The sequence below is a fragment of the Fructilactobacillus sp. X7R9C1 genome (genome assembly GCF_059901005.1).
Genome location: NZ_JBWXVG010000005.1, coordinates 1 through 22071 on the forward strand (window position 1 = coordinate 1; position 22071 = coordinate 22071).

Annotated in this window: 20 protein-coding genes; 13 read left to right on the plus strand and 7 right to left on the minus strand. The window is 40.3% G+C overall.

Annotated features, from left to right (window positions below; genetic code table 11):
* Positions 1 to 85 precede the first annotated feature (85 nt).
* Positions 86 to 1678: a ribonuclease Y gene (gene rny, locus AC6UD0_RS04440; RefSeq protein WP_500707419.1), complete on the plus strand. Its 1593-nt coding sequence runs from the start codon at positions 86 to 88 to the stop codon at positions 1676 to 1678.
* A gap of 43 nt (positions 1679 to 1721) precedes the next feature.
* Here rny and AC6UD0_RS04445 read toward each other — a convergent pair whose 3' ends face one another.
* Positions 1722 to 3266, minus strand: a complete 1545-nt coding sequence (locus AC6UD0_RS04445) for a bifunctional metallophosphatase/5'-nucleotidase (protein ID WP_500707420.1) — start codon at positions 3264 to 3266, stop codon at positions 1722 to 1724.
* 202 nt (positions 3267 to 3468) lie between these two features.
* Here AC6UD0_RS04445 and spx point away from each other — a divergent pair, with 202 nt between their 5' ends.
* Positions 3469 to 3867, plus strand: coding sequence for a transcriptional regulator Spx (gene spx, locus AC6UD0_RS04450; protein WP_010022968.1), 399 nt, complete (start codon positions 3469 to 3471; stop codon positions 3865 to 3867).
* Positions 3868 to 3928: 61 nt separating this feature from the next.
* Entirely contained in the window at positions 3929 to 4738 is an 810-nt protein-coding gene (locus AC6UD0_RS04455; RefSeq protein ID WP_500708249.1) for a Cof-type HAD-IIB family hydrolase, read from the plus strand.
* 64 nt (positions 4739 to 4802) lie between these two features.
* Here the strand turns inward: AC6UD0_RS04455 and AC6UD0_RS04460 are convergent, their stop codons facing one another.
* Positions 4803 to 5762: a nucleoside hydrolase gene (locus tag AC6UD0_RS04460; protein ID WP_500694076.1), complete on the minus strand. Its 960-nt coding sequence runs from the start codon at positions 5760 to 5762 to the stop codon at positions 4803 to 4805.
* Between the two features lie 150 nt (positions 5763 to 5912).
* On the opposite strand from AC6UD0_RS04460, the gene AC6UD0_RS04465 reads away from it, so the two are divergent.
* Together AC6UD0_RS04465 and AC6UD0_RS04470 are read left to right on the plus strand one after the other, a co-directional pair.
* Entirely contained in the window at positions 5913 to 6902 is a 990-nt protein-coding gene (locus tag AC6UD0_RS04465) for an NAD(P)/FAD-dependent oxidoreductase (RefSeq protein ID WP_500708250.1), read from the plus strand.
* Between the two features lie 86 nt (positions 6903 to 6988).
* The gene (locus AC6UD0_RS04470; protein ID WP_500708252.1) at positions 6989 to 7957 is read left to right on the plus strand and encodes a type I phosphomannose isomerase catalytic subunit; all 969 of its coding nucleotides are present in this window, start codon (positions 6989 to 6991) and stop codon (positions 7955 to 7957) included.
* Positions 7958 to 7997: 40 nt separating this feature from the next.
* Here AC6UD0_RS04470 and AC6UD0_RS04475 read toward each other — a convergent pair whose 3' ends face one another.
* Complete coding sequence (locus AC6UD0_RS04475; protein WP_500696969.1) at positions 7998 to 8810, minus strand: hypothetical protein; 813 nt, start codon at positions 8808 to 8810, stop codon at positions 7998 to 8000.
* 105 nt (positions 8811 to 8915) lie between these two features.
* Positions 8916 to 11054, minus strand: a complete 2139-nt coding sequence (locus AC6UD0_RS04480; RefSeq protein ID WP_500694072.1) for an LTA synthase family protein — start codon at positions 11052 to 11054, stop codon at positions 8916 to 8918.
* Between the two features lie 134 nt (positions 11055 to 11188).
* Between AC6UD0_RS04480 and AC6UD0_RS04485 the strand changes: the two genes are divergently transcribed.
* The 4 genes from AC6UD0_RS04485 (at position 11189) to AC6UD0_RS04500 (ending at position 13986) form a co-directional block, all read left to right on the plus strand.
* Positions 11189 to 11845, plus strand: coding sequence for a histidine phosphatase family protein (locus AC6UD0_RS04485; RefSeq protein WP_500695822.1), 657 nt, complete (start codon positions 11189 to 11191; stop codon positions 11843 to 11845).
* 17 nt (positions 11846 to 11862) lie between these two features.
* Positions 11863 to 12300, plus strand: a complete 438-nt coding sequence (locus AC6UD0_RS04490; protein ID WP_500694070.1) for a MerR family transcriptional regulator — start codon at positions 11863 to 11865, stop codon at positions 12298 to 12300.
* 533 nt (positions 12301 to 12833) lie between these two features.
* Positions 12834 to 13604 carry an MFS transporter gene (locus AC6UD0_RS04495; RefSeq protein ID WP_500708253.1) on the plus strand — a complete coding sequence of 257 codons (771 nt, stop codon included), beginning with the start codon at positions 12834 to 12836 and terminating at the stop codon, positions 13602 to 13604.
* Positions 13605 to 13647: 43 nt separating this feature from the next.
* On the plus strand, positions 13648 to 13986 hold the full coding sequence (locus AC6UD0_RS04500; RefSeq protein ID WP_500708255.1) for a hypothetical protein: 339 nt from the start codon (positions 13648 to 13650) through the stop codon (positions 13984 to 13986).
* Between the two features lie 40 nt (positions 13987 to 14026).
* On the opposite strand, the gene AC6UD0_RS04505 is transcribed toward AC6UD0_RS04500, so the two are convergent.
* On the minus strand, positions 14027 to 16690 hold the full coding sequence (locus tag AC6UD0_RS04505) for an MMPL family transporter (protein ID WP_500707428.1): 2664 nt from the start codon (positions 16688 to 16690) through the stop codon (positions 14027 to 14029).
* 129 nt (positions 16691 to 16819) lie between these two features.
* On the minus strand, positions 16820 to 17743 hold the full coding sequence (locus AC6UD0_RS04510) for a magnesium transporter CorA family protein (RefSeq protein ID WP_500708257.1): 924 nt from the start codon (positions 17741 to 17743) through the stop codon (positions 16820 to 16822).
* A 187-nt stretch (positions 17744 to 17930) separates the two neighbouring features.
* Here AC6UD0_RS04510 and AC6UD0_RS04515 point away from each other — a divergent pair, with 187 nt between their 5' ends.
* The 4 genes from AC6UD0_RS04515 to apf all read left to right on the plus strand — a co-directional run bounded on the left by AC6UD0_RS04515 (position 17931) and on the right by apf (position 20619).
* Positions 17931 to 18578: a glycoside hydrolase family 73 protein gene (locus tag AC6UD0_RS04515; RefSeq protein ID WP_500708260.1), complete on the plus strand. Its 648-nt coding sequence runs from the start codon at positions 17931 to 17933 to the stop codon at positions 18576 to 18578.
* Between the two features lie 29 nt (positions 18579 to 18607).
* Positions 18608 to 19390: a TerC family protein gene (locus AC6UD0_RS04520; protein ID WP_500694064.1), complete on the plus strand. Its 783-nt coding sequence runs from the start codon at positions 18608 to 18610 to the stop codon at positions 19388 to 19390.
* Positions 19365 to 19685: a thioredoxin gene (gene trxA, locus AC6UD0_RS04525; RefSeq protein WP_500708263.1), complete on the plus strand. Its 321-nt coding sequence runs from the start codon at positions 19365 to 19367 to the stop codon at positions 19683 to 19685. The genes AC6UD0_RS04520 and trxA overlap by 26 nt, the downstream gene beginning before the upstream one ends.
* A gap of 307 nt (positions 19686 to 19992) precedes the next feature.
* Positions 19993 to 20619 carry an aggregation-promoting factor gene (gene apf / locus AC6UD0_RS04530; RefSeq protein WP_500694062.1) on the plus strand — a complete coding sequence of 209 codons (627 nt, stop codon included), beginning with the start codon at positions 19993 to 19995 and terminating at the stop codon, positions 20617 to 20619.
* A gap of 127 nt (positions 20620 to 20746) precedes the next feature.
* Here the strand turns inward: apf and tyrS are convergent, their stop codons facing one another.
* Complete coding sequence (gene tyrS / locus AC6UD0_RS04535) at positions 20747 to 22000, minus strand: tyrosine--tRNA ligase (protein ID WP_500695816.1); 1254 nt, start codon at positions 21998 to 22000, stop codon at positions 20747 to 20749.
* Positions 22001 to 22071 lie beyond the last annotated feature (71 nt).

The following is a 22071-nucleotide window of genomic DNA, read 5'->3' on the forward strand; positions in this document are numbered from 1 at the left end:
GCACGAGTGACTTATTTTAAAATAAAGATTTAAATGTTATTATTTAAATAGATTAAAATGAATTGAAAAGAAAGGAAGTGTCAAATTGATAGCTTCCATTGCAATTATTATTGCACTCTTACTTGGAGCAGCATGTGGCTACTACGTACGAAAAAACCACGTCGACAAGGGACTGACAGCCGCCAGGACTGCTGCTAGTAAGATTAAAGATAATAACCAAGTTAAGATTAATGATACTAAAAGAAAACTTGAAGATAAAAGTAAAACAGCAGCTGAAAATTATCGTAAAGAAGAAGAAATTGAACTCGATGCCCAAGTTCAAGAAAACGAGAGCCGCAAACTGCGAATTGATCATAGAGAAAAAAGCTTGGAGACTTCCGTTGCCCGCTTGGACAAATCAGAGGACGCTCTAACAACTAAAAAGAACAGTAATCACCTTCTAGTTGAAAACCTCAAAAAGGCTCGTAATGACGTCTTAGAACTTGAGAAGCAAAGAAAACAAATCATCCACGATCGGGGTGAATTAACTGAGGGTCAAGCCAAACAGCTCGTTTTGGCCACTCTTGAAGCTGATTTAAAACGTGACTTTGATACTACCGTTAAGGAAAATAATGACTTAATGGCATTTAATGCTGCCAAACAGGCCCGTAATCTTATGATTGAGGCAGTTCAAGAGGGGCCAGTTGATGTTCCTCGTGACCACATTGAGCGCTCAGTGATTATTCCGGATTCCGGAATGCGCGCCAAGATTGCTGGCAAAGATGACCAACGATTACGATTAATTGAGACCCTTACCGGGGTTGATTTAATTTTTGATCCAGAACACCCGGAAACGTTAATCATTAGTACCAGTGATCCGGTTAGAAGAGAGATTGCGCGCAATTCCATTAACGATCTGTTGGCCATTAAGCAGGTTAATAATGGTGTAATTGAAAATGAAATCAATCAAACCCAACAGGAAGTTCTGGATGAATTAAGAAAGACTGGCGAGATGACCGTGAGTCACTTGCACCTTGGCTGGGTTCATCCAGACCTAATGAAGACGGTGGGACGCTTAAAGTTTCGAACGTCGTATGGTCAAAATGTCTTAGAGCATTCCATTGAAGTTGCCGAACTATCAGCTGTGATGGCTGCTGAACTTGGTTTAGATGTTCGGATGGCTAAACGGACTGGATTATTCCATGACATTGGTAAAGCGATTGACAGAGAAGTTTCCGGAACACACGTTGAACTGGGAGTGAAGTTAGCTGAGGCTTATGGTGAAGATCCAATTGTCATAAACTCGATTGCGTCTCATCATGGCGACGTGGAACCAGATAACCCATACGCTATTTTGGTCGCAGTGGCAGACGGAATGTCAGGAGCTCGACCAGGAGCCAGAAGCGAATCGGTCGAAGAGTACATCAATCGATTAAAGAGTTTGGAAAAAATTGCGAATGAACATCCCGGCGTTAAAGATAGTTACGCCATTCAGGCCGGTCGTGAGATTCGAATCATGGTTGATCCAAAGAAGGTTAACGATACGCAAAGTAGTGAGTTAACCAATGAAGTAAAGGACCAAATTGAAAACGAATTGACCTATCCTGGTAAAATTAAGGTTACCACAATTCGACAGTTGCAAGCCGTTCAGTACGTGGGCGGTAAACCGAAAAACAATAAAAAGAAAAAAGCTGGATAAAAAAAGTTCTTCACCATTGGTATTTACGTGGTGAGGAACTTTTTTATTTAATGACTTTGAAGTTTTGCTGGTTGTTAGCGTCGACTATGGGATGATCTTGAAGGTACTTCGCAATCAAATTACTCATGGTAATGGTGTTATAGGAAATAATTTTACTTTCATCGTACATGGGGTAGTGGCCGCCACCAACGGCGCGGTATGCGTTTAAGACGATCTTCAAGGGCTGATGGTCCAGAACTGGGCGACCGTGATAGGTTAAGTTAACGATTCTGGAACCAATCGGCCGGGAGACGTCAATAGTGTAATCAATGCCCGCGTACATGTCATAGTTATAGTCCCGGTGTTTCGGATAAGTATATACGGGGTTGACAATGATTTTATTATCCTTTAAGGCAAAATAATCAGCCGTTTTTTCAAGGGCAGCTTTTAAGTCCGCTCCAGTAATGTTTAAGACTGCTAACGTGTTTGGATAGACGTAGTTGGTGATGATGTTTCTCATGGTGATTGGATTTTCGAATCCATGGGCTTCGTCGGTAAAGAGCGCGGTTGCCGAAATATCAACTCCCATTGTTTCCATTTGGACCCTTTGAATAAAATTGATAAAGGCCGATCCATGGGTTCGAACTTCGAAGGGATCTTTATATTTGAGATTACCTTTAATCTTTGAGAGTGGTTTTGAGAGCCATTTTTCAACATCTTGGTCGACTGGATCAACGACGTTTTTGGTTGGTTGAAATGGCTTATTTTGAGCCGTTGAGATTAGTTTGGCGTTACTGTTGACCACCGTTTTATCGTTATCATTAATATCAAGGGTAATTTTGCCTACGTAATCACCACGATGTCCGGGTTGAACGTACGGAACGCCAAAGAGATGGTTAGCGAGCTTTCGGTGCTGGTGACCCGTCACTAAAGCGTCAATTCCGGGAACTTCTTTTAAAATTTGATAACTTTCGTTTTCACCAGTGAATTTTTCACTAAGTTTGCCTACTTTGTCTCTTTCAAAGCCCCCATGATACAAAATAACCACCACGTCGGTTTTTTGGCGAAGAATTGGGACGTATTTTTTGGCCGTTTCTAAGCCAGATTTAAACTTAAGCCCTTTAACGTTGGCCTTATTCTCCCACTGGTTAATGGCCTGAGTGGTAAGACCTAATACTCCCACCTTTAGATCCCCAAAGTCTTTAATGGCATAGGCCGACCCAAAGGCTGGCTCATCTTTTTCGTTTAGGATGTTGGCGCAGATAAACTGGCGCTTGGTGTTTTTGATGGTATTTTTTAAGTAGCTTTGTCCGTAGTTAAATTCGTGATTACCGAGTGATCCAAAGTCATAGTCAATCGTATCGTATGCTTTATTAATCGCCTTAGCACTCGGAAGTTTTAAAACTTCGGCCGTGTAGTAGGCAAGAGGAGACCCCTCTAAAAAATCACCATTATCTAAAATTAAGGTGTGGTCGAAGCCTTCCTGTTCGTGCTTAATTGTGGTTGCTGCCTTTTCTAAACCAAAGGGCATGTTTTCATTTGGTTTAACGTAATTTGTTGGCGCTAAATAACCGTGAATATCGCTCGTACATAGTATTTTGAGTTTCATAGTTTGGCCTCTCCCTCTTATATAGTACAAATTATAATATTTATTAAGGAAAGTGTAAATAAAAGCTAGAAATCAGGCTTTATTTAAGTTTAAAATAACGTTGACGAAGTAATAATATATGATACAATTTAGTTGTTTAATAAGTACATTCGTACTAATTTAAACAAGTCATGTTAAATGTTAGACATGAGGAGGTTATTACATGTTGAATTTATATGTTGCACCAAGCAGCGCATCAAGTCGTAAAGCCCGTGCTTGGTTGAAAGACCATAATATTCCATTTAAGGAACGAAACATCAATTCAAACCCACTTAACGCTGACGAAGTAAAACAAATTCTTCGTTTAACCGAAAATGGCAGTGAGGATATTATTTCAACAAGATCAAATGTTTTTAAGAAACTGCACTTGAACTTAGATGACTTATCTTTAACAGAGTTAGTTGACCTATTAGTAAAGTACCCTGACCTAATCAAGCGTCCGATCATTTTTGATGACAAACGTCTTGAAGTTGGCTACAACGAAGAAGAAATTAGACGGTTCTTACCGCGAGATGTTCGTGAAGCAGAATTGAGACAATTAGAGTCGAAGTTAACTTCTTAAGATATGAAAACGCCCGGTATGGGCGTTTTTTTATGAATAATTTAAATGATGAGGAATTAATATGATTAAAATGATCGCACTCGATCTTGACAACACACTGCTTACAGGTGATAAGAAGATCAGTAAAGTAAACGAAGACGAGTTAAAAAAGTTACACCGACAGGGTATCAAAGTGGTGCTCTGTACTGGACGACCAATCAATGCCATTTGGAAGTACATTAAGCAACTAGACCTTGATGAGCCAGATGATTATACCATCACCTTTAATGGTGGGCTCGTGGTTCGAAATGCCGATAAGTATGAATTATTTAAGCGTGGGATGAATCGAGATGCGTTCAAATTACTTTACGAATACGCTCAAAGAAACGGCCTCCCGTTAGATATTCTTGATTTTACCCAGGTCTATCCAATCTCCGATTTAAAACCATCGATTTATCAACAAATGTTGAATGCTGACATGCAGTTTGTACCAACTAAGTTTTCTGAGATGCCAGACGAAAGCTACTCTAAGGCAGTTATCGCAGCCGAACCAGACGTTCTTGATAAAGCTGTTAGTAACATGCCCGAAGATGTGAAAAAGCAGTATCACATTGTTCGTTCACAACCCCAAATCCTAGAATTCTTGGCACCCAATGTTGATAAAGCCTATGGATTAGGAGCATTGCTTAGTCACTATGGTGATGATTTTTCTAATCTAATGGCATTTGGTGATGCTGAAAACGATGCCGGAATGATTAAGAAGGCCAAGGTTGGAGTTGCGATGGCAAATGCGCAGGAACCAATCAAGAAAATTGCGACGGATGTGACTAAATCGAATGATGATGATGGTGTGGCAGTCTTTTTAAAGAAGTGTTTTAAAGCAGATCAATAAATATAAACACAACTAATAAAAAATGAGCTAAACAATTATGTTTAGCTCATTTTTATTTGGTTCTTTACATGGTCTCAAACGCATTATTCATATTTTTCATAAATTCTTTTAGGTAACGTTTGGAGTCTACCGCTACAGCCACCTTAACGTTGGTGTTAGGATCATCTAATCGATTCTTGTCACCAATCGTTCTAGCATAGTATGCGTCGGGTTTGGTGGTAACGATCATATTCATATCAATGAATTTTACGAAACTGGGGTCGACCGCTACACCAACGGCGAGTGGGTCATGAAGTGAACAGCCGCCAAGTTCAGGATACATATCAGCATAGATGTTGATGTAGAAATCCACGATGTCAGCCATTTTCTTTCCAGCCATTGTCCCAGAATCGCGCCACTTTTGGGTTTCTTGCTTGGTCAAAAGGGTTCGTAACGTAACGTCAAGGCCGACCATGTTGATGTGAAGGTTACTGGTAAAAACTTCGTTTGCTGAAATGGCATCTTGGTTGATGTTGGCCTCGGCGACGGGGGTGACATTACCCGGAACTGTTAAAGCACCACCCATTAAAGTCACATTGCCAACCTTCTCCATAGCTTTTGGAGCTTGTTTGATTGCTTGGGCTAAGTTAGTAAGAGGACCAGTTGGCACAATCGTTAGATCATTGCCGTACTTTTTAGCGGATTCAATCATGAAATCGACCCCGTTTTTACTTTGGACCGCACCGCTTGGTTCGGGAAGGTCAACGTCACCAATCCCATTTTCACCGTGAATGTCAGCGCTGACTTGCATTCTGACATAATCTTCGCTTAATGGATGAGTTTCACCAATAAAGACCGGAACGTCTGAAGCACCAAGTAAATCTAAAATTTTAAGGGTATTAACGGCTGCCCGTTCGGCTTCGATGTTGCCAAACGAAGCAATAACCCCGATTAAATCAATCTCAGAATTGCCAACCGCGTAGGTTAGTGCCATTGAGTCATCGATTCCAGTATCAAGGTCCAAAATCATTTTTTTGGTACTCATATAAAGTCCTCCTATATAACTTCAGTTACAGTACAACTTTATAATACTTTAATATGTAGGAAATTGCGATAGATATGAAATTGGTTTTTTTATTTTGTCTTTGCATGGTAAACTTTGGTTAAAGATAAAATTAGATAAAGAGTGATAAAAATGGAAAATATGTACGATATAACAATTATTGGCGGCGGTCCCGTTGGGATGTTTGCGGGGTTTTACGCTGGCCTGCGGGATGCTAAAACGCAGATCATTGAGAGCCTTCCTGAACTTGGGGGCCAGGTCAAAGCGCTTTATCCTGAAAAGACCATTTTGGACGTTGCTGGTTTTGCGGGCGTCACGGGTGACGAGCTGATTGCACGACTGCAAAAGCAACTTGACACCGTTGATGTTGACCAAAAGGTCGAGAGTAAGGTAGTCGATGTGATTAAAAAAGATGACTATTTTGAGATTGAAACCAGTAGGGGAACTACTAAGAGTAAAGCCGTCATCATTGCGACCGGAAACGGTGCCTTTAAGCCACGTGAACTACGGGCTGAAAATGCCGAAGAGCTCACTGGGAAACGTCTTTTTTACAGTATCAATGATTTAAACCAGTTCAAGGGGCGAGACGTCATGGTCGCTGGTGGTGGCGATTCCGCCGTTGACATGGCTTTAATGCTTGAACGGGTTGCAAGTAAGGTATTTTTATTGCACCGGCGGGACGAATTTCGTGGTCTTGAGTATATGGTTGATCGTCTCAAGGAATCATCAGTTGAGGTGGTCACCCCATACTTAATCAAACGACTGGATGAGGTTGATAATCGTTTAAGGGTTACCAGTAAAAAAGTTAAGACTGAAGATGACGAGATGGAAATGATGGTGGATGATCTCGTGGTGAACTACGGGTTTATTTCGAATAATCACCAGTTAAAGGAATGGCAGATCCAACCAGCCCTTGATCATCGCTTACTTGAGGTTGATCAATCTTTTGAGACCAGTGTGCCAGGGGTCTTTGCGATTGGGGATCAGATCACTTATCCCGGCAAACAAGATTTGATCGCAACCGGATTTGGTGAGGCTCCCACCGCCATTAACGTCTTAATGAAAGAAATTTATCCCGACCGCAGAGGACCCGTTCACAGTACTTCGCTTCACCGCAAGTAGGTTCAAGAAAGGATAAATGTTGTGAAACCATTAACATGATGCTATCATGAAACTAGTTGAAATTTCTTAACTGGAGGATGATGTTCATGACAAATGAAGTATTTCCCTTATTTTTAAAGCCCGTTTTACAGAATAAGATGTGGGGTGGAACCGAACTAAAGCGGTATCACTATCAGTTAAATAGTAATCACGTTGGAGAGGCGTGGATTGCTTCGACTTATGGTGATGACTTGTCAGTGGTTTATAACGGACCCTACGATGAAAAGACTTTAAAAGAAGTTTGGAAGAAATATCCAGCACTATTTGGTGGGCATCCGGCTAACGCCTCCTTTCCACTATTGGTTAAAATTTTGGATGCCAAGGAAAACTTGTCAATCCAGGTTCATCCAAGTGATGAGAACGCGCAAAAGTACTTTAATGAAAAGAATGGAAAAACTGAGTGCTGGTACATTTTAGACACCAAACCAGATTCAAAGGTATATTACGGTCATTCCGCCAAAAGTAAGGATGAAATTCGGCAGGCCATTAAAGACCACCAGTTAGACCAGATTTTAGAAACGAAAACGGTTCAACCAGGTGAGATGGTTTATGTACCAGCTGGGACGCTTCATTCTTTGGGAGCAGGCATTGTCGCTCTTGAGGTGGAACAAAATTCTGACAACACGCTCCGGTTTTATGATTTCGACCGGGTGGATCAAAAGACGGGTAAGAAACGACCACTCCAGGTAGAAGATGCCATTAAAGTAACCAATACTCCGAACGTTCTACCAGACCCCGAGCAAACCCAACTGGTTGTCGATTCAAATAATCCAGCCCGGACGCGTCTATTGAAATCAAAGTACTTTAACGTTTATCAAATTGTGGTTCACGGTCAAGCCGAGATTAAAGACATGCAGACTTATTCAGTGAACGTTGTTATTGATGGAACAGGTACACTAATTGTCGATGACAAATCATATTCGCTTGAAAAGGTAAGTACGTATGTCTTGCCAGTTCAAGCCAAAACGTATCAGTTAAAGGGAGACCTCCGAATTATTCAGACAACCGCAAACTAAAATATGACAAAAATACCACTACCTCAATGATAGTGGTATTTTAGTATCCAATGACATCCTCTGCCACCGTTTCTAGCGTCTTGGTTTTGATGTCGGCTACGTTAATCCAATACAGGCAATTTTGGCGTGGATAAAACAAGCCTAACTGCTTAACCATTTCAAAATAAGACTTATTTGCTGAATGGAGCCCCATGATGTAGTACATCAGGATCTGGAGGGTGAATTTATTGGTTGGTTTAGCCTTTGATACCTTGAAATCCCACAGCCCATCCTTGGTCAGGTAGTCACCATCGCCGTTTACGACGGTGTCGGTGTACGCACCGGGAAAATCAAAGTCAATTGTAATGGGACCATCTTCTGATGCTTGCTTCAAGAACTGAACGCCCCGGTTAACCATTTGTTTAATGTGCTCAATGGTAACCTCATTCGCTTGGTACTTGGGACGAGGAACGTAGTAACTAGGTCCCATCCGGTAGGCAATGTCATAATTAACGAGTTGAATGGCGCACTGAATGCTGTCATCATCAAGTCCGGAATTGATTTCACTGGTTAATTGTTTAAAACGGTCCATATTACCATCGTAATGGTGCCCAGTCTTTTCGGCCGCTAGTAGGTCAACGTTATGGGCACCAATTTCAGGAATACTGAATGCTGCCACGACGTCTCCGGTGACTTCAAACCGTGTTAGATAGTCGACGACCAGTCCCATAAAGCTGGGCGTGATGTTTTCACTAGCAATCGGTAGAAATTCGTCTGGCGTAAACTGCTTGATGTGAAGGGATGAGACGGGAATGAAACCACCACGGGGCTGTTTATACTGCTTGGCTCTTTTTGTAACTGTATACTTAGTCATAATTTGTAACCTTCCATCCCTAGAGTTACCCGTATTATAGCACAGCTGAGAAGCGTGTGATCCCCAACAAAAGAACCCACATCAACTGATGTGGATTCTTTATAGTTATTCTTTGTTTGAATCAGGGTTGGTAATCTGAATTCGATTAGAGTTAGTTGAACTATGGTAAAGCTCAGGAGCATCGGTATGGTATAAACTGTTCGTACTCTTATCATGTCGTTCTGAGTAGAGACTGGTTGAGGCTTTTCCAAGCTTCTTTTCAATGTTTTCTTCATGGTCCAATCCGTTAGCATAATTGTACTTCTGCGGGTTAACTGGTTTAAATCCCTTAGGATGATAAAAACGAAGTAGGTTTTGTTCATTCAGCGTATCGGATAACGAGAGTTCTAGATTGACTTTATCCTGCGTCTTTTCTAACTTCTGTTTCAACTTTTTATCCGGATGGATTACTTTTTGGGTCTTGTTATCATAGACCGTCCCATTAACCGAAGTGTACTCAGGAGAAACCCAGTCCCGATTTCTAAAAGCAACGACCTGATCATGATGCTTGGAGAAGAGGTCCGTCCCAAATTGGATGTACTTCTTGGAACTGATTCCAAGAAGGTGCATCAAGGTTGGAAGTACATCAATTTCACCACCATAGGTATGATCCACGTGACCATTCTTGATTCCTTGCATGTTAATCATGAATGGAACTCGTTGCAATTGGGCGTTATCAAAGTCATTCCAGTCGTTAGGGTCTTTTCCAAGTAGCGGTGCTAAGCTGGTGTTTTCAGAGTTCGATAAGCCATAGTGATCCCCGTATAGGACAATCACGGAGTTCTTTAGTAAACCGGCTTTGTCAAGGTACTCATAGAGTTCCTGAACTGATTGGTCGAGATAGTGGGCCGTTACAAAGTAGTTGTTAACGGCTTCATCATTAGTATCAGGGGCCTTGAAATCAGAATCCTTCTGATCCTCAGCGTCTAGTTGATACGGGAAGTGATTGGTAACGGTGATGTATTTAGCATAGAACGGTTGCTGGAGGTGCTGAAGATAGTTGGTTGAATCTTTAAATAAGAGCTTATCCTTCAGTCCGTATCCGGTTGACTTATCACCCGAGGTATCGTAGTAACTGGCGTCAAAGAAGTAGTCATATCCTAGGTTTTTGTAAGTGTTGTTTCGGTTCCAGAAGCTAGCAACGTTTCCGTGAAAGACGGCGGACGTGTATCCCTTTTGACCAAGGATGGCAGGAGCACCCTGGAAGGTGTTGTCACTGCCAAGTTGAGCAAATAAGGATCCCTGTGGGAGACCATAAGTACTAGTCTCGAGCATGTTTTCTGCATCGGACGTTTTACCTTGGCCAACCTGATGGAAGAAGTTATCAAAGGAATAAGTTGACTTACTGTGATACAACTTGTTTAAAAATGGAGTGACTTCCTGGCCATTGATCTTTTTATCAATCACGAACTGTTGGAAGCTTTCTAGATGAATGATAATGACATTTTTACCCTTGGCAATCCCATACATTTTCTTGTTAGGAGCGGCGTAGTGTTCTTTTTTGAATTTAAGAATCCCCGTTAAGTCAGACTTATTGGCATTGGCTCGCATGTTGTTGGTTTGTTGGGACTTTATTCCGTCATAGACGGTAAAAGAATCCAAACCCAGGTATTTAACGATGTAAGTGCGGTCAAAGGTTCTGGTCAATAATTGGGGCCGATCCATGTCGGCCAAAGTAATGTTACCAACTAACATAAGGGCTCCAAGTGAGAAAACCGCAAAACCAACTCGGGCCTGTAGTGGCCGTTTGTCAATCTTAATCACTTTAAACAAAAGTAAGAGGATGACGATCACGATGTCGATCCAGTAAAAAACGTCGTGGGGCGAAGTTAGTGCTAATGAGCTTCCGCTTAGCCCCTGGTTGACCTTGGAATAACCGGTCATGGTCGACACCGTCATAAAGTCGGTGAATTCACGAAAGTAAATTACGTTTAAGTATAAAAGAACCGTGTTTAGAAAATCCAGAAACAGGATTGCTGGATAAAAAAGTTTAGCTGGTTTTAGATAAAGCGCCAAACCTAACATAATAACGGTGGTTGCGATTGGATTAATTAGGAGCAAAAACAGTTGAAAGATACTGTCGACACCCAAATTAAAGTCAGTGAAATATGCGTAAATTGTTTTAGCCCAAAAAAGCACTACTAGTAAGACGAAAAACCCGATTCTAGTATTGCATTTAGACAGAATTTTCTTGATCGTTTTCAAGGTATAAAGTCCCCTTTTTAAGTCCAACCCCTATCTTATCAGATTTATTAAATTTGGGTAGGATTGAGGGAGAATCTTAGAGAAAAGTTAAAGCCCACAAGTGATATACTTAGAGTGTGAATGGAGGAGATACAATGGCAAAATTTACCCTATACGTTGTCCGACACGGACAAACTTATTTCAATATTTTTAACAAATTACAAGGCTGGAGTAATTCACCACTAACCGACAAGGGAATTACTGGTGCCAAAAAGACCGCTAAACGTTTATCTAACATCAAATTTGTTCAAGCTTACTGCAGTGATACTACTCGTGCTGAAGATACCGCCAAGATTATTCTAAACGATAATTTAGTTTCAGATATTAATGAGCCTGTCGTATCTCCCAATTTTCGTGAACAATTTTATGGTTATTTTGAAGGATTAAACATGGATGAAGCGTGGTACGAGGCCGGAGCACCTCATGGAGTACCAACTTTTAAAGACATTGTAAATAAATATGATATCAATACGGCTAAGGACTATATGAAAGAGGCTGATCCTTTCCATATGGCTGAAAATGCAGCTGATTACTGGAAACGACTTGATAAGGGGTTAGATATGATTACTCACGATGCTAAGGTTCAAGACGGCGACAACGTCCTCTTGATTAGTCACGGAAATACCCTGCTTAGTTTAGTAGAACGTTTTTCTGACGGACAGTATGATATGACAAAACGTCCCGAAAATGGCAGTATTACTAAGATGAGTGTTGATGGTAATCAAATCAAGGTCACTGAATACAATAAGTAGTGGAGGCGAGGCGACAAATGCATGAAGCTAATGACAAGATCATCAATTCCTTTAACATGCAGGACTTTATTTTTCGAATTGGTGAAGTTAGTAAGATGACGGGGGTATCACCAAGACAACTCCGATACTGGGAGAAAAAGGGATACGTGAGAAGTACCCGAGTTGAAAAATTAGCGTCACGAGTTTTCAATTTTTCAAATTTTGTACTGATTAAGTTAATGAAAGAATATCTAGATGACGGTTACACCCTGACATCTGCTTATCAAAAGGCGACGCAGTTTAAATCACGAATTGCTTTTTTGTATTCCTTTTTTAAGCGAGTGGATCATGGTTGTGACGAAGTGAATGGAAAACGAATGGCAGACATGGGATACTTTGATGATGCGCACACGAAGCGTTTGTATGGCTACCTTGATGACGACGGGGAAGTTAAGTACCTCGTAAAAGATAACTAAAATTACTCGAAAAGACACCAAAGCTGATAATTAGTTTTGGCGTTTTTTGACGGAATGACTCATGTACGGTAGCATGTTTATTGGCAGTAGAAAAAGTAGAGTGCTAGGAAGGGTCATTTGATAATGGCATTGCTTGAAAAAGTCATTTTGACAATGCTGGGATTGGTATCAATTTTGATACTAGTTGCTGTTTTGTTAGTATTTTAGAATTTAACCCAGTGGGGAATCGGCAGAGGTGCCGATTCCCTTTTTGTTAGGAGCCTTGTTTTTAGGGACTAAAAGTATATACTTTTGAATAATCATTAATTATGTCGGAGGTGTCAACGATGGAAAGCGAATTTCAAGAAATTGGCAGTAAGTTTTCAGCACGTCATGTAACGGTATTTATTCAAAGACAGACTGTTTCCCAAATAGTTGTGAAATGAAGTTGAATCATAATTTCATTCGATTATTTGGGTGAAACATTCATCCTGAATCAATCATTGAATTTCCTCAACTTCATTAGTAATCGTTAAACTGAAATGAGGGAAATTATGAAAAATATCAGGAAAATGTATACGTACGCATTCTTTTCTAACTTAACCTTTGAATTAGTAATTTGGATGCTTTATTTGAAACATATGGGATGGTCAGTTGGCCAAATTGCATTATTACAACTTGTGATTAACGCAACTCAGGTTATTTGTGAACTACCATCCGGAATCATTGCTGACAAAATTGGCTACAAAACCACTTTGATTTTGGGTCAGATAATGTGTGTATTATACGTGGCAACTTTTTTTGTCGCACGTAACCACTTGCTAGTATTTGGTGGGTTCGTTTTGTTTGGAATTGGACTTTCGCTAATTTCGGGAACCGATGAGGCCATCATTTATGAGGCAGATGAAAAACAACACTACCAGAAATTTTGGGGACGTTACAACGCCATCATGATTTGTACGGTTGCTTTCAGTAATATGGTTGGTGGGTATTTGGCAGACATTTCGTGGCCACTGGTCTTTACCGCCTCAATTATGGCCCACGTTCTTTCAATCATGACGGTATTAGTGATCAAACCTCGACCGGTGGTTAATGAGCCCGATGCTCCAAGTGTCTTAAAGCAATTGAGGACTTTCTTGGTCAGTAATAAAAATTACCAGAAGTTAATCCTAGTAGTGGCGATTTCACAGGCTACGGCTTCGATTATGTATCAATACGGGTCGTTGTATCTATCCCACATTACAAGATTTAGCACCGGTAACATTGCGATGATCCTAGCGATTGTTGATATCATTGGAGCTGTTTTTTTCGGCAAACGTCTTTAAAGTAGTTGCTAAATATGGCCGAATGAGGGTGATTTCTTTAAGCATGGCAATTGGCTTATTGATGTCACTGCTCTTAGGGATTTCGAATTTCATCGTTGCTTTAATTGCATTTGTAATTTTTAGTTCACTTTTTGAAGTGTGGGATACGACACTAAACGCTGAACTGCAGGATACAGTGGTAAAACGACTCCGAGTTACGTTGATGTCTTTTTGCAATCTAATTACGGCTCTTTTGATGGCACTTGAGTCATTGTTTATCAGTGCCTTTTCAAAGGTTATTAACATTCAGGTGATTTTTGTATTATTTGGTGTTACGGCAATGTCTGGTTCTTTGGTCATCTTGTTTCTTTACTTTAAATCAATTCGTAAAATGAATGTTTAGGGCATAATAAAAGCCATCAGTTTAACTGATGGCTTTTTGATTATTTATTTTTGGCTCGTTTGTTTTTATAAAGGGGCCAATGATGCAAATCGGAACGAGGTAACGTGATTGCTAGTTTGCCAAGTCCAGTCGTGACAAGTGGCAGGATGACATTAAAAATAATAATCGTGATGATGACGGTCAGTCCGATGAAGTCAAGCGAGTGAAGCAGACTAACGAAAAGACCGAATGTAATGATAATGGTAGCAAACATCACGTAACTAACTGTTTTTGTAAATGCACTTGTCCCACCGGTCAACCATCCTAGTAAGTCTGGATTTTGTTTTCGGTAGGAAATGGCCAAAAAGGTTAATTCAAATATCCCAGTTATGGAAAGGGGAACCAGCATTGAAACGGATGCCTGCCAGTTTAATTGACTGTCACTTGCGGCATAGTACATGATAAGTTGGGTGGCCTTCAGTGCGGAAAAGACACTCATCACGTATGTGACCAACCACCAAAATGGTTGGAGAATGGAACGACTAACGATGATGATGGAGGCGAAAACGATTAAGATGATCATTATCATTCCAATAATAAAGTCGTGGTCAAAGTTAGTTTGAACGTTGGCGTTTTCAATTGGCTGGCCGGTATAAGCGACCTTAGCATTTTCAAGGCTGGTGTTTTGTAACTGGTTTCTAACCGTATTTTGCATGTTGTGAACGTTATTTAAGTTCGTGTTGCCAGTGGGATCATTGTTAAATTCTACTTCGAGCTTAGTGATTTTTTGGTTTTCGCTTGCAAAATTATACTTAGTTTGATAAAAATCGGTGTCATTAATCTGTTGCGGTGAGATGTAGAAGGTATTCCCAGCACTTGACTTCTTGACACCATTTAAGTAACCAGTGACGGGCGTTAACTTATCCTTACTTTCCTTTAAAGTTCGGTTAACGGACGCAATTTCACCACGAACTTTAGACGCTTGTTCGTTGTATTGCTGGACCGCTTCTTGCGCTTCCAGTCCAGAATTTTGGGCGTCAGAGATTTGGTTGCTTAACTGGGTCAAGCTTTGACTGGTGGTACTCAACTGATCAGACACTTGTGAGAGATTTTGGCGAAGTTTTTTGGACTTCTGGGCTTGATTAGATGACTGAGCCGTTTCAAGTGGAGTGAATGTGCTGAAATTGTTGGTGTCAGCTTGTTCACTCGTATCGCTAATCCGATCAAGTTGTCTAATCAGTGAATCGACTGATTTAGTTTGATTCTTAATGTTTTTCTGTTGAAGTGTCTTGTTTGCACCCTTAAGGGTTCTTTGTGAGCCCTTAAGGGAATTACTAATGCCATTAAGCGTTGAAGTGGTCTTATTCAATTGATTTCGTAAATAGTATTTATCAATTTCATCCCCACCTGGTTGAGTCACAGAGTACACCTGCGCAACGTTTTTTTGGGACTGAAGCTTCGTTGTAACCTGGTCAATGGCACTAATGGTGTTGTCATTATTAAAGGGTCGGTTATTTTTGATGTAAATAGTGACTGGAGTTGGTTTTCCCTTATTAAAGTGATTTTGAAGGATGTGTCTACCGACTTCAGCCTGATCATTAGCAATTAAATTGTTGTTAGTAAGGTAGGTTACATTAGGACGATAGAATAAAACTAGTGGGACCGTAATCACTAATGCAATTAGTAGTCCTAGGAGAGGTTTTAAAAACGAGACATGGGCAAGTTTACCCCAGAAGCCCTCGTTTGCGAGTTTTAAAGTCTTCTTCTTTGGCCAGAAAAAGGTTGGTCCAAGGAGTTGCATGAACATTGGGGTCACGGTCATCACGGCGAATAGAGTTATTAGTACGACAATGGCGACGCTACCAATGGCCCGAACCGAACTAAACTTGAGCAGGTAAAGTGATCCAAATGCTAATGACGTAATTATTGCGGTTGCCCCAAGTGGATATGTAAGACTTTTAGTGGCTGTTTTACTGGGGTCAACGCTTTCGTTTTTAAGTGCCAATTCAAAACGTCGATACAAAAAGAAACTAGCAAGGGTACCAAATAAAGTTACTACCAAGCCAGTTACTAAAGGAATGTATGGCGAATACGGGAGACTAAGTTGAGTTGACATTAAAGCTGTTGCACTTAATGAAACCAGGTAAGCGATGATCAGGATGATAAAGGTAAAAACCGGTGCTAATAGTGATCTAAATGCAATGGCAATAAAGACTAAAGAAAGAATGAAAATTGCAATGGTCACAATGTTAGTGACGCTTAAAATCTTCTCATTGTTGTCTTGATTAATTAATTGCGGACCGGTGACGTACGTCTTCAGTCCATTATCAACGTTGAATTGCTTTTGAAGCGTGTTAGCAAAACTTGCACTTGTGGCATTGCTTTTTGGAACATGAATATTCACAATCTCGGTTGATTGATCGTTGGAGATAAACTTTGAGGCACCATTCGGGCTCGTGTGAGCGGTGGTGATCCGACTAATACCGTTGTCCCCGTTACTTTTCTGAATCATACCAACCCGATTGTAAATGTCCTTTTGCTCAGAACTGGTAATTTTACCCTTGTTGGCGTGGTAAACGATGTTCATACTTGTGGTTCCATCTAAGCCTTCGCCCCATTGGTTCTGTAAGTTCTGTGCTTTATACATCTGGGACTTTGAGTTCATTTCCGGGTTGCCAGCCTGCATCACAACCTGACTCAGGTTGGGGAGACTGACAATTGCCATAAAAATGACAACTAGCCAAATAATTAAAGAGAAAATCCTATTTTCGTGTAACGTCCTTATAAAATGTTTCATCGAAGAAAATTCCTTTCATTTTATTTCACTACCCCCTCATGCTCATTTTATATTAAATTAGTTCTTAAAGAAATGGTTTGCACGTAAAAACAGCAACACAATGATGATAAAAATGATCGTGATGATAATGGTTATAATCCACGCTGATGGTTTATCCATAAATGGAAGTTTTACGTTTTCACCATAGAACCCAAATACGATGTTTGGAACACTTAGAATTAACGAAAAAACGGTTAAAAACTTAATCGTGTTGTTCAAGTCACTATCAAGGAGGTTGGAATAAGCGCTTGCTACTTGCTGGGTCGCGGCGTTCGCCATCTCTGCCATTGAAAGTCCCTGTTGAAGTTCGATACTGATATCTTCAACGGCAGCTTTTTGATCCTCAGTGAGGTCCCTTGTAAAACGCCGCTTGAAGTCGTTAATCATATCGTTGTTTGATCCGAGTGACGTTAGGAAATATACTAAGTCGGTCTGTAGATTAAGCAGGTGGTTAATGGCACTTTTATTGGCCTTGCCACGTAAGTTACGTTGAATGTTAGTTCTGACACTGTTGATTTGGTTAATATAATCAAAGTATTGGACGGATAGTTGGTACAACGTTTTATTAATTACGTCAATTGGTTGCAATTCTGCGAGTTGTTTTGAACCGGCTTTCTTTATAATGGTAGAAATGAGTTCGTTAACGAAGTTAGTTTTATCAGCCGTGAACGTAAATAACATGTTGTCATGGGTTATGATTCCAATTGGTTCAGCAGAAACATCCCCGTTAAAACGAGTCGGTTCGGCCACATCAAATATGAAAAGGAGGACTCCTTCTTCATCGTAATATTCAACCCGAGGTCGTTCGTGACGGTCAAGTGCATAATAGAGCATTTCGTTGTTTAAATGGTATTCTGTTTTTAAAATTTCCTTATCAGCTGGACGGCAATCGATGGTTTTAATCCAGTTAATATTTTGGTTGATTTTTTCAATTTTAATCAATGCAAAACTACTCCCGTTACTATATTGTCAGATATCTTCATACTACACTAAATGGCTAAGTTAGTCGATTTTAGTGAGTGTTTCTTCTATTATAATGCGTAATTGGAAATGAGTAAGAAACTTTTTTAAGTAATCATAAATACTCAACAAAAAATGGTTGGCTAAGGTATAATAACCACATAGGGAGATGTTGTCCGTGAAACACAGTAAAAAGAAAAACGTGTGGATTGCAGTTGTGATTGGAGTAGTCGTCGTCTTACTACTTGTATTCGCTGCATTTAAGATTAGACACATGTTGATTAATCATTCATATCAAGTTCGACAAGAGCAAATGAATAACGCAACCAAGAAACGTGATCAAGAGATCGAAACTCAGCACAAAGAGTTTATTCAAAAAATTGGTGACCCAGCCGTTAAGATTTACGAGAAAAAACAACAGGTTTTGCCAAGTATCGTGATCGGACAGGCTATTCTCGAATCGAATTGGGGGCAATCCGAACTTTATAAGAAAGCCAATAATCCGTTTGGAATCAAAGGAACGTACAATGGTCAGTCAATCTCGTACGATACAACCGAGTACGTTAATAAAAAGAAAACGACCGAAGTGGGTCAGTTTAGAAAATACCCCTCGGTTGCTGATGCCATCGAGGATCATAACGAGACTTTAAATACCAAGTTTTTAAAGAAAACGGGCATCACGAGTTTTAGACAAGAAGCCAACTTGTTGCAAAAAAATGGCTACGCTACCGATCCCGACTACGCTAATAAGCTAATTGGTGTCATCGTGAACCATCAATTAATGAAATACGACGTTAAAGCAATTAACAATTACTAATTACAACTAACTAATGGAGGAGTCTTTGATTGTTCGACCTACTCGCTAAATTATATGGTCCTTTTTTTGATCTACATAACTGGGAGACCGTCATAACGTCTGGAAATGACTGGTTGATTATTTTCTCATTGGTAGTGATTGAATGTCTTTTATCCGTTGATAATGCAGTTGTCCTTGCGGCCCAGACTCAAGTTCTTCCTACTAAAAAGTGGCAGGAAGAATCTTTGTTTTACGGAATGTGGGGAGCATACATCTTTCGCTTTTTGATCATCGGAGTCGGAGTGTACCTAATTAGGTTCTGGATCATTAAGGTCTTAGGTGCAGCTTATTTGTTTTATCTTGCGTTTAGTTTCTTCTATAATATGCACAAGAATAAGCACAAAAAGAGCCGAACTCATCAGGTCAAACCAAATAAGAAAAACCACACCCGCAAGTACTTTTGGTGGGTGGTAGTTCAGATTGAATTCATGGACATTATCTTTTCAATTGACTCAGTGCTAGCGTCGTTAGCCATTTCACCTAATCCAGTGATCGTCTTAATTGGTGGGATGATTGGGATTTTAGCGATGCGTGGAGTAGCTGAAGTCATAATGATGTTGATGAAAAAGATTCCTGAACTACAGCCGATGGCGTACTTCTTGATCATTATCATTGCATTGAAACTTTTCTTATCGATTCCAATGATTGACATTGAGATTCCAGCGGGATGGTTTGGGATCTTGGTAATTGTCACACTAGTGGCTACTTTAGTTATCCATGTGATTAACGTGAAGAGGGGGAAAGACTATGGCAGTGGATCTAAATCAGAATAATTTTGACTCAGAAATTACGGGACCAATGACCGTGGTTGACTTCTGGGCCCCATGGTGTGGTCCATGTAAAATGATGGATCCGTTGATTTTAGAATTGGAACGTGAGTACAAAGGTCGAATCAAGTTTTTAAAGCTTAATGTCGATGATAATCAGGAGATTGCCAGAAAATACCGGGTCATGAGTATTCCGACACTAGTATTATTTCGTAACGGGAAGGGCGTTGAGAAGGTCACCGGAGTGTATCCTAAGAGTAAATTAGAGCACTATTTTAATCGAAAATTAGCTGAAAAATGATGAAATTAAGTAAAGTCTTATGCTTTTAATAACTTTTTTTATGGCAGAAGGCTTTTTCTTTTGCTAAAAATTGGTGTTGTGAAATGTTGATCAATCCTTGAAAACGGGCATTATTGCGAGTTTTGTTACATTGACGTTACAACGTGACAAAATAATCGGTTTTTTTAACATTGCTGTTTTTGCCATGTAAATAACAGTATTTAGAATGTGAAATTGTTGTTTGAGTATATTTCAGTTTTAAGAAAACGGAAGTAACAAAAATTTATAGGAGTGATTTATCATTTTATTAAAATCTAGAAACGTAAAGGTGCTTTTAGCATCTATTTTCACAGTAGCCGGTGTGTTAATGACTGCAGGCTTCAACGCCAATGCTGCCACTAACACTAATCAAGTTACCGTTAAGAGCGGTGACACAGTCTCAAAAATCGCAAAGCAACATAACACTAGCATCAGCAGCATTGTTAAGGCTAACCACCTTAAAAATGTCAACCTGATTCATGTCGGAGAAAAGTTAACATTACCTACTAACGCAAGCAACATGACTTACCAAAGTAACAATACTCAAACACAACCATCTGCTCAGGTAAGTAGCAATGCACAATACACTGCTGCACCACAGCAAAACGCACAACCTGCTCAAACACAACAACAAGCAACAACTACAACCACTACTCAACCTGCTGCAAGCAGTAACAATAATGCAAGCAATGCCGGTGATAACTCTGGTTTAGCATCAATTGCACAAGTTGAATCTGGTAACTCATACAGTGCTCGAAACGGTCAGTACATTGGTAAATACCAATTGTCTTCATCATACTTAAATGGTGATTACTCTCCAGCTAACCAAGAACGTGTGGCTCGTCAATACGCAGTTTCACGTTACGGTTCAATCGCTGCCGCTGCTCAATTTCGAGCATCACATAACTACTGGTAAGATTTAATTTCAAGTTAACGATTACTCAAACGAAAAACAAGATGCAAAGGGGACGAAGAATAATTCTTCGCCCCCTTTTTTGGATCCAAAAAAATCCCAGTACCATATTTATGATACCGGGATTTATTTACTTAACTTTAGCTAAGAAGTAACGTTTCTTGCCGCGTCGTATGATGATAAACTTCCCGTCAAATTGAGCTTGGGGGTTAATTTCAGTGTTGACGTCGGTAACCTTTGCTCCATTGATGGTAATAGCGCCATTATTAACGTCTTCTCTAGCCTGACGTTTGGATTTATCAACTCCAGCCGCAATGATTAAATCGACTACGTTTACGGGATCAGAACTAATCGCAGACGTTGGGACACTGTTAAATGCCTGACTAACTTCTTTTACTGATAGGTCTTGAACGTTGCCTTTAAAAAGAATTTTTGAGATATTTTCGGCCTGCTTAACGGCGTCTTCACCGTGCACAAATTTCGTGACCTCACGTGCTAATGTCTTCTGGGCTTCTCGTTTCCAAGGCTCATCTTTAACTTTTTGGGCCAGTTCATCAATTTGATCCTTAGGCAAAAAGGTGAAGTATTTGAGGTATTTGATAACGTCAGCGTCGTTTTGGTTTAGCCAGAACTGGTAAAATTCATACGGTGAGGTCTTTTCCGGATCAAGCCAAACAGCACCACCAGCGGTTTTTCCAAACTTAGTTCCGTCTGATTTAAGCATTAATGGGATGGTTAATCCGTATACCTCGGCGTCTTGACCTTCAACGCGATGAATGAGGTCAATTCCGGCCGTGATGTTTCCCCATTGGTCTCCACCACCAATCTGAAGTTGAACGTCATGGTCACGATAAAGAGTGAGAAAGTCCAATGCTTGTAGGATTTGGTAGGTGAATTCTGTGAAGGAAATGCCCTTTTCCAGGCGACTGGCCACCACTTCTTTTGATAACATGGTGTTGACGTTAAAGAGTTTTCCGTAGTCACGAAGAAAATCAAGCAGTGACACGTTAGACGTCCAGTCGTAGTTATTCACGATGTGAATGTTACTGTCACTGCCAAAGAGGTGCTTCATTTGCTTTGTTAAGGCGTTAACGTTGTGTTTGACCATCTGTTTGGTCTGAAGGGGACGTTCGGTGTTTCTCCCACTTGGATCACCGATGGAACCGGTGGCCCCGCCGATTAGGATGTAAGGGTGAAAACCAGCCCGTGAAAAACGTTCCATGATCATAAACGGAATTAGGTGACCAATGTGCATACTATCACCAGTTGGATCGACCCCACAGTATAGGGCAATCTTTTTCTCGTTGGTTAATTTTTCTAGTCCGTCTTCGTCGGTTGTTTGGTTAATGGCACCTCGCCATTTTAAATCTTCAATGATATTCATTGTTGTTTTCCTCCTGTTGTTGATAAATAAAAAGCGTCCTAGTAGTAATTGACTACTGGGACGCTTGTGCG

Bases quoted from the DNA above. Each gene is read 5' to 3' on its own strand.
- AC6UD0_RS04465 (WP_500708250.1), top strand. From the start codon at position 5,913: ATGGAAAATATGTACGATATAACAATTATTGGCGGCGGTCCCGTTGGG.
- AC6UD0_RS04515 (WP_500708260.1), top strand. From the start codon at position 17,931: ATGTTGTCCGTGAAACACAGTAAAAAGAAAAACGTGTGGATTGCAGTT.
- AC6UD0_RS04490 (WP_500694070.1), top strand. From the start codon at position 11,863: ATGCATGAAGCTAATGACAAGATCATCAATTCCTTTAACATGCAGGAC.
- spx (WP_010022968.1), top strand. From the start codon at position 3,469: ATGTTGAATTTATATGTTGCACCAAGCAGCGCATCAAGTCGTAAAGCC.
- AC6UD0_RS04445 (WP_500707420.1), bottom strand. From the start codon at position 3,266: ATGAAACTCAAAATACTATGTACGAGCGATATTCACGGTTATTTAGCG.
- AC6UD0_RS04475 (WP_500696969.1), bottom strand. From the start codon at position 8,810: ATGACTAAGTATACAGTTACAAAAAGAGCCAAGCAGTATAAACAGCCC.
- AC6UD0_RS04495 (WP_500708253.1), top strand. From the start codon at position 12,834: ATGAAAAATATCAGGAAAATGTATACGTACGCATTCTTTTCTAACTTA.
- AC6UD0_RS04455 (WP_500708249.1), top strand. From the start codon at position 3,929: ATGATTAAAATGATCGCACTCGATCTTGACAACACACTGCTTACAGGT.
- AC6UD0_RS04485 (WP_500695822.1), top strand. From the start codon at position 11,189: ATGGCAAAATTTACCCTATACGTTGTCCGACACGGACAAACTTATTTC.
- AC6UD0_RS04470 (WP_500708252.1), top strand. From the start codon at position 6,989: ATGACAAATGAAGTATTTCCCTTATTTTTAAAGCCCGTTTTACAGAAT.
- trxA (WP_500708263.1), top strand. From the start codon at position 19,365: ATGGCAGTGGATCTAAATCAGAATAATTTTGACTCAGAAATTACGGGA.
- tyrS (WP_500695816.1), bottom strand. From the start codon at position 22,000: ATGAATATCATTGAAGATTTAAAATGGCGAGGTGCCATTAACCAAACA.
- AC6UD0_RS04460 (WP_500694076.1), bottom strand. From the start codon at position 5,762: ATGAGTACCAAAAAAATGATTTTGGACCTTGATACTGGAATCGATGAC.
- AC6UD0_RS04505 (WP_500707428.1), bottom strand. From the start codon at position 16,690: ATGGCAATTGTCAGTCTCCCCAACCTGAGTCAGGTTGTGATGCAGGCT.
- AC6UD0_RS04500 (WP_500708255.1), top strand. From the start codon at position 13,648: ATGGCAATTGGCTTATTGATGTCACTGCTCTTAGGGATTTCGAATTTC.